General features: G+C 57.4%; 5 protein-coding genes and 1 tRNA gene. 1 reads left to right on the top strand and 5 read right to left on the bottom strand.

Going from position 1 to position 7,075, the window contains the following annotated elements; all coding sequences use genetic code 11:
* On the bottom strand, nt 1-259 hold a 259-nt coding region (locus O2807_09920), incomplete at its 3' end, for an NAD(P)H-dependent oxidoreductase subunit E (protein ID MDA1000811.1).
* A gap of 303 nt (nt 260-562) precedes the next feature.
* On the opposite strand from O2807_09920, the gene O2807_09915 reads away from it, so the two are divergent.
* Complete coding sequence (locus O2807_09915; GenBank protein ID MDA1000810.1) at nt 563-2,755, top strand: malate synthase G; 2,193 nt, start codon at nt 563-565, stop codon at nt 2,753-2,755.
* A 449-nt stretch (nt 2,756-3,204) separates the two neighbouring features.
* On the opposite strand, the gene O2807_09910 is transcribed toward O2807_09915, so the two are convergent.
* From O2807_09910 to O2807_09895, 4 genes are all read right to left on the bottom strand, one after another.
* Nucleotides 3,205-3,282: transfer RNA gene (locus tag O2807_09910), tRNA-Glu, on the bottom strand.
* A 92-nt stretch (nt 3,283-3,374) separates the two neighbouring features.
* On the bottom strand, nt 3,375-4,256 hold the full coding sequence (locus tag O2807_09905) for a DMT family transporter (GenBank protein ID MDA1000809.1): 882 nt from the start codon (nt 4,254-4,256) through the stop codon (nt 3,375-3,377).
* Nucleotides 4,257-4,288: 32 nt separating this feature from the next.
* On the bottom strand, nt 4,289-5,167 hold the full coding sequence (locus O2807_09900) for an EamA family transporter (GenBank protein MDA1000808.1): 879 nt from the start codon (nt 5,165-5,167) through the stop codon (nt 4,289-4,291).
* Between the two features lie 155 nt (nt 5,168-5,322).
* Complete coding sequence (locus tag O2807_09895) at nt 5,323-6,993, bottom strand: class I adenylate-forming enzyme family protein (GenBank protein MDA1000807.1); 1,671 nt, start codon at nt 6,991-6,993, stop codon at nt 5,323-5,325.
* Nucleotides 6,994-7,075 lie beyond the last annotated feature (82 nt).

Raw genomic sequence — 7,075 nt, 5'->3', positions numbered from 1 at the left:
GTGCTGCCTCCAGAAGCTTTCCGCTCCCCGCCAGTTGGCAGCTCAAGTCCTGGCAGATTTGGATTTCCGGCCCATCGGTTGGCGCCAGCCGGAATTGCGGAAAAAAACTCGCGAGCCCGTAGAGCTCATGTGCGGGAACGTCCATCTCACGGGCCAGCGCCGCCACCGTGTCCTTCGAGAGCACACCGTCTTTTTTCTGGCGCGCCGCCAGGGCGGAAAGGCGGGGCGGCGGGAAGTCAAAGGAAGCGTTTCGCGCCATCGGGTACGGTCCCTCTTCAGGCCAACGGGGAGGATACATCTTCAAAATTTGGGCGCACCCCTATTCTAACCAGAAATCCAGCTGGTGTTTCAGCACAAAAAACGGCAAAACGGCGAAATGAATTTGAATTGAAAAGGTTTTTGAGACCAGAAATCGAAAATAGAACATGGAATTATCAGGAAAATTAGATTGCCCAGCCCCCATCTCTGCGCAACCAGGAATTCGCCATATGCAGATCATTGCTTCATAATCTCAGTAAAAGGTGCTCCCAAATAATTTTCGATAAAAATAGGATGGGAAGTTATGAATCCAGATTACGTTGAAATTGCCGGTCTACAAGTCGCCCAGCCTTTGTATGATTTAGTTAATGATGAGATCGCGCCAGGAACTGGTGTCGATCCGGATTCTTTCTGGCGTTCTCTCGGCGAAATTGCGAATAAATTAGAACCCAAGAACAGAGAGTTGCTGCAAGAGCGGGATCGCATCCAGAAAGAGATCGACGCCTGGCATAAGGAGAAGAAAGGCAAACCTCTCGACATGGAAGAATACAAATCCTTCCTACATGAAATCGGGTATTTAATTCCAGAAGGCCCTGACTTCAAAGTCAACACACAAAATGTGGACAGGGAGCTTGCGGAAATCGCGGGCCCCCAGCTTGTCGTTCCCTTAACGATCGAGCGCTTCGCCACAAATGCGGCGAACGCCCGATGGGGGAGCCTCTACGATGCGTTGTACGGTTTCGACATGATTCCCGAAGACAGAGGCGCAGAGAAAAGGGGCGATGGGCCCAATGGCTACAATCCCCGGCGCGGGGCCAGGGTAATTGCATACGCGAAAAACTTCCTCGATGACGTTGCGGCGCTGGAAAAAGGCTCCCACGCTCTTGCGACCCACTACAAGCTGGATGAGAACAAAGATCTGGTCGCCGTAGTTGGCGACGGGAACGAAACACATCTGGGCGATCGCTCTCAATTTGTAGGTTTCAATGAAGCTGATAGCGAGCTCACCAGCGTTTTACTCCGAAACAACGGCTTGCATATTGAAATTCAAATCGACCGGGACGACGAAACGGCCGGAAGATACGATTCGGCCGGCGTGAAAGATATTCTGCTTGAAGCCGCTGTCACAACCATACAAGACCTTGAGGATTCCGTTTCGGCGGTAGACGCGGACGACAAGGCAAATGCTTATAGAAACTGGAATAAAATTATGAAGGGAACACTAGAGGCAACCTTTACAAAAAAAAATCAAGAGATGATTCGTAAACTTAATCCTGATAGAACTTATATGTCGCCAAAGGGCAAGGAATACACTCTGCCTGGCCGAAGTCTGTTGTTGAATCGTAATGTAGGCATTCATTTGTATACTGATGCCGTGCTTACAGAAGACAGCAAACCGATACCAGAGGGTTTCCTCGATGCAATGGTCGCATCATTGGCCGCCGTCCATGACCTTAAAAGAAACGGTCAAATCGTCAACAGTCAAACCGGTAGTATTTATTTTGTAAAACCCAAGCTCCATGGTCCCGAGGAAGTGGCCGCAACGGTGGAGCTGTTTGGTCATGTGGAAAAGGCCCTGGGCCTAGATGAAAACACGATCAAAATAGGCATTATGGATGAAGAAAGAAGAACCACCGTGAACCTGAAAGAGTGCATACGTGCGGCTGAAGACCGCATTGTATTTATCAACACAGGTTTTCTGGATCGAACCGGAGATGAGATTCATACCAGTATGTATGCAGGTGCAATGTTGCGCAAAGAAGAAATCAAACAACAACAATGGCTTTTGGCATACGAAGACTGGAACGTGGATATTGGAATTGAGTGCGGCCTGCCGGGTCATGCCCAAATCGGAAAGGGCATGTGGGTCATGCCGGACAATTTAAAAGCCATGTACAGCGCCAAAATAGCTCATCCTCAAGCGGGAGCAAACACTGCCTGGGTGCCATCTCCAAGCGCCGCGACGATACATGCCATGCATTATCATTATGTGGATGTTGAGGGAAGACAAAAAGAACTGGCCAACAGAGACCGCGCCAGTCTCGATGACATATTAACAATTCCATTGCTTGATAGGGAGTTAACGCCTCAAGAGATTCAGGCAGAACTTAAAAATAATGCCCAGGGCATACTTGGCTATGTTTCGCGTTGGGTCGGTCAGGGAATTGGCTGCTCGAAAGTTCCGAACTTAGAGGGAACAAATCTCATGGAGGATCTGGCCACTCTGCGCATCTCCAGTCAGCATATTGCCAATTGGTTGGAGTGGGACATCGTTACCGAGAAACAGGTGGGAGAAATTTTCAAGGAAATGGCCTCTGTTGTCGACGGGCAGAACGCGCACGACGAAAATTATTTGCCGATGACGGACAATTATGCCGGTGCCGAATTCAGGGCGGCACTGGAAATCGTTTCCAATGGACTTGATTTGCCCAATGGCTATACAGAGTCGGTATTGCGGGCACACCGTCTTGCCGTGAAAAAAATCCGGGCTGATTAACATCAGGATGAGCTTGTCCGGCCAGAGTATTATGAGAATTTCATCCGGAGTGCCCGCGAGCACATGAAGGCTGAGAAAAAGTGGGCCGGAACAGAAATCGACCTGTCCATGGCGAATTGATAATTTTCGCAGAATTTTGGGTATTTGTACTGGTTGTGCCCTGTGCATGGCGAATTGATAATTTCAGCTTGAATGCAGGCCTTTCGTCGCCTTGCTCCTAAGAGCAATTCCCTGTCCTCCGCAAAAACTCCATCCATGTCCTGCTTGAAACTCAAAAGGCTCTCACATAGGGGATTTTGGTTCGTTTGGGTTTTTGGACAAGCCGGGCTCATTAGTCCGGGAAGTGATCGACCGCATCGAACTGGGGCCGAAAATCAAGAAGCCAAAAGAGCCTTGGGAGCGAGAAGTGGTTTTAAATCTACGGCTTACAGCCGCAGCGGGGGTTAAAGTGGCGTCCCCAAGGGGATTTGAACCCCTGTTGCCGGCGTGAAAGGCCGGTGTCCTGGGCCAGGCTAGACGATGGGGACGAGGAGGATGCGGCCCGGCGGGGGCGGCGCCTCCGAGGTGGGACTTATAAAGGTTTTTCCCGTTTCCGTCCAGATCGAAACACCCCGATGGATCACGGGGAAAGATGCCGCAAGGTCACCAGGATGGCCCCGGCGACGGTGAACAAAGCGCCGGCCGGGACGTGCCAGGTGATGCCCTCGGTCCGGCGCAGGAGCACGATCGAGAAAATGACCGCAAAAAGCGGCGATACCTGAATGATGGGGAGCACCCGGTAGACCTCGGCCCGCTGCAGTGCGTTGGCGTAGCATAAGATGCCCGCGCCGCCCATGATCCCGCACACCGTGTAGTACTTGAGCCCCCATTTGAGATCGCCCGGCTTGCGGGCGTTGCCCGAGAGGAGGGCATAGAGGCCCGCAACGAGAATCCCCGCGGCGGCGGCCACGAACGAGGCGGCCAGGGTATCGGGGAAAGACCCCATCCCTCTCCGCCAGAAGTTGGCTCCGATGCCGGCGACTATCCCGGCGGCGATGGGCCAGAGGATGTCAATGCGCCTCCCCCTTCCCTCGCCGCCCGTGCTCGAGGAGATGAGCGCGATGCCCCCGACGACGAGCAAGATACCCACAATGTTGAACCAGGAAGGCTGCTCGCCGAAGAAAAGGACCGCCGTCAGCGCGCCGAAGAGCGGGGAGCACCCCTTGATGGGCGCCGCGCGCGATACGCCGATCTTCGAGATACCGATGATGTAGAAAATGAGGAAAAGGGCCGGATTGGTCGCGCCGCCCGCCGATATCCAGAGATAGGCGCTGCTCAGGGGCGGAAATTCCAGCCCGGTGAAGGGAATGACCGCCAGAAAGAAAATGATCTCTCCCGCCAGCGTGATGACCGTCCCCACAAAAGCGTTCGCCCGCTGGACGCCGTACCGGGCGAACATGTCGGCCACGGCGAAAAAGAACGCCGCCCCGACGGCAAAGAGGACCGCCGCGTCAATCTGCATCCACAGTTTCCTTCATCGAAAGACTTACAACCTCACATCAGGCCCAGCCGAAGCGTGACGAGCAGCGCACCGCCCACCGTGAACAAAGCGCCCGCCGGCACGCGCCAAGTGATGTGTTCTTTCCGTCGGAAGAAAATCAGCGCCAGCGCCACCGTGAAGAGCGGTGCCGTCTGAATGAGGGGCAGCATCCGGTAGACCTCGCCGATCTGAAGCGCCTTGGCATAGAAAAACACCCCGGCGCCCGCCGCCAGCCCGAACAGGAGAAAGGGCTTCCACCCCCGGCGGATGTTCTCGGCCATCTGGCCGCGTCTGAACGCCAGGGTATACGCAGCCATCAGCGCAAGGGCTGCGGCCACGCCCACGATGTTGGCCGCCATCGAATCGGGAAAAGACTGGAGCCCCGTCCGCCAGAAGTTGGCGGCAAAGCCCGAGACCAGCGCCGCGAGCAGCGGCCAGATGGCGTCGCTTCGCCGCCACCTTCCCTCGGTCTTGCCCGAGGAGATCAGCGCAACGCCCGCCACCACCAGTATAACTCCTGCCAGGTGGTACCAGGCGGGCCGCTCGGCCAGGAAAATGATCGCCAGCAGCGCGCCCAGAATTGGCGAGCTTCCCTTGATCGGCGCCGCCCGTGCCACTCCGATCTTGGCAATGCCGATCACGAAAAAAATGAAGAAAAGCCCCGGGTTGAACGCGCCGCCCAGGGCCACCCAAAAATAATGCGCCCCGAAAGGAGGAAACCGCACGTCTGCCGCCACCACCAGGATGATGAACATCGCCATCTGGCCGGTGAGCGCAATCATGGAGCCGACAAACTCATCGCACCGCTCCACCCCGACCCGCGCGAACATATCGGCGCAGGCGTAGGAAACTGCGGCCCCCAGTGCAAAGAGGATGGCGATATCAAGCGACAAAACGTTCTCCTTCGCTTCCGGCTACAGACACCTGGCACCCAAGCCGTGGCGATGAAGCGGAGAGGGGGCTTCCAAGGCGATGGAACGAAAAGGGTGCGGGCGAGAGTGCGTTATTTCAGGGAATCATACAACCCCGAAATGCGAATCGGCCCGTTTCAAAAATCATCCGGGGAGTAGCCAGGGAGCTCTCGCAGCACCTTTTTGATCTCCTCCCGCCGGTACTTGAGGGTGGTGGTCTGCGGGAGTGTCTCATCGGGCCAGACACAAAAACCACTCACCCGCTTGTAGTCGGCCAATGCGGCGCAAAGGCGGTTCAGCTCGCGGCGCACGATTTCTTCCCGCTCCACCCCTTCCGGGACCCCGGCCTCCGGATTGATCGTGACGACGGCGAAGACTTCCTCGCCCCCCCGGGCGTCCTTCTTGCCGATCACGCAGGCGTCCTGGAACAGGGGGCTTCCCGCCAGCTCCTCCTCCACCTCTTCGGGATAAATATTCTTTCCCGAAGGCGCGACAATCACGTTTTTCACACGTCCGCAGATCGTCAGATAATCTTCCGCATCCACCCGGCCGATGTCTCCGGTGCGAAACCACTCCCCCTCGAACACCTCCGCCGTCAGCCCAGGCGCATCGTAATACCCCCTCATCACGTTCGGCCCCCTGATCCAGATCTCGCCCTCTCCCTCCGCGGCCCCTTCGACGGGAACGATGCGCGCTTCCACGCCCGGGACGGGCGGGCCGACCGTGCCCAGCCGGTTTGCCTTTCCGGGCCGGTTCGTATGGGTCACGGGCGCGGTTTCCGTCAAGCCGTAGCCCTGGATGATTTCAAGGCCGAGGGCCAGCAGATCGAATGCCACGTTCACATCCAGGGCGGCGCCGCCGGAAACAAGGTAGCGAAGGCGGGGGCTGAGACGGCTGCGAACCTGGGGGAGAAGAAAATGCCCGATGCGCCAGCCGTGCCGCAGGGCCGCCCGGGAGAGCGAAAAAAGAAGACGGCCCAGCATTCCCCGCACCCCTTCCATCTCTTCGATCTGTCCGCAGATCCGCTTGTGGATGAGCCGGGCCAGCGCCGGAACCATCAAAAGGATGGAAGCCCCCTCCCGCTGCATCGCCTCGACCAAAACCCGCGGATTGCGCGAGTCGAGGTAGTACACACGCGCCCCCGCGAGAAGCGGACAGAGAAACCCGCCCGTTCCCTCGAACATGTGGTGAAGCGGAAGGATCGAGAGAAAAACATCCTCCGGGCCGCACTGAAACGACGAGAGCGCCGCCACGGCGTTTGAGGCGATGTTCCGGTGGGTCAGCATAATTCCCTTCGCCGTGCCCGTTGTGCCGGAGGAGAACGAGAGAAGGGCGAGATCATCCGGCCCGCGCCGCTCACCGGGCCAGCCGCCCGCACGTGCATCGGGAGCGGCTTCGGCCGTGTCGCAGCGGAACAAGTGCTTCAGATTTTGGCCCCGGTCCCGCAGCCCGGCGCCGCGCGCAGCCTCCGTCTGATCCGTCACCAGCGCGGCCGCCCCCGAACGCGAGAGGATGTTCGAAAGCTCGCCCTCTTTGAGGTTCACATCGAGGGGAACCACGACGGCGCCGGCGAGCAGGATGCCAAAATACCCCGCCCCCCACTCCGGGCGGTTCGGCGAGAGAAGACCGACCGCATCCCCCGGCCGAACCCCCCCCCCCGCGAGGCGCGCGGCCACGGCCGCCGCCCGCTCCAGCAGTCCGGCGCGAGAGAGGGAAATGCGGCCGATGCCCTCCCGATCCGCCTCCAGAAAAGGAGTATTCGGAAACCGCTTCACCGATTCCAGCAAGAGTTCGACAAGAGTGTCCATCACGCTATCCCCGTTCGGCTGTGGAAAGGAAAGGATACCGCTTTGAGGTGTGTTTGACGAGCTTTTGAGGAAGACAGAAAAA

The organism is bacterium (assembly GCA_027622355.1).
Lineage (GTDB): Bacteria > UBA8248 > UBA8248 > UBA8248 > UBA8248 > JAQBZT01.
Note: the sequence above shows the minus strand (reverse complement) of the source record. Positions and strands in the feature narration are given on the sequence as shown.